Origin of the sequence: Pantoea sp. ANP04 (assembly GCF_041982285.1) — a bacterium.
GTDB classification, from domain to species: Bacteria; Pseudomonadota; Gammaproteobacteria; order Enterobacterales; family Enterobacteriaceae; genus Pantoea; species Pantoea eucalypti.
In genome coordinates this window covers 1-550 of record NZ_JAUTYS010000136.1, presented here as the reverse complement: position 1 = coordinate 550, position 550 = coordinate 1, and the positions used below count along the sequence as shown (strand labels likewise).

Sequence of the window (550 nt, the reverse complement as noted above, 5' to 3'; positions counted from 1 at the left end):
ACGCCAATCAGCAGCAACAGCACCAGCCCCACCAACAGGGCGATTCGTTTATTGCGCCGGTGGCGCTTGAGCAGTTGCTGTTTGCGACTCATGGACGGCCTCACACCTGAAAAACCGGCACCGGATTGCACCAACGGTCCTTGTACTCACGGTCGGCGCGGCCAAAAGAGAAACGCAGCGGTTTATCCAGGGCCCGAGCCTGTTCCCAGGCACTCTGGGTGTTGAGGAAGCTCAGCACGCTCCCCGGACTGAACTCACGCGTCTGTGGGTCAACACCACCGTTTACATACTCCACGCTGATCCACTGCGGCGCTTCGACCCGGTAGATCAACTGCACGGCAATCGGCGCATCGTTGAGGAAAATCACCGAGCCGATCAGCAGCTCGCGCAAGCGTTCCAACACCTCGGCCATGCGCTCGGCGCCAGTGGCCGCAAAGCCCCAGCGGCGCTGGAACAGGTCACAGTAGATGGCCGCCAGCTCAGCGCTGGTGAAATCACTGACCGCACGCACCACCCCACCCGCTTCTTCCAGCAGACGCAGTTCGCGGCG

The 550-nt window shown here is 61.8% G+C and carries 1 protein-coding gene; it reads right to left on the bottom strand.

What is annotated here, in order from left to right; genetic code table 11:
• Positions 1-100 precede the first annotated feature (100 nt).
• The coding region (locus Q7C21_RS22755; protein WP_375151203.1) for a GNAT family N-acetyltransferase at positions 101-550 on the bottom strand (450 nt) is incomplete at its 5' end.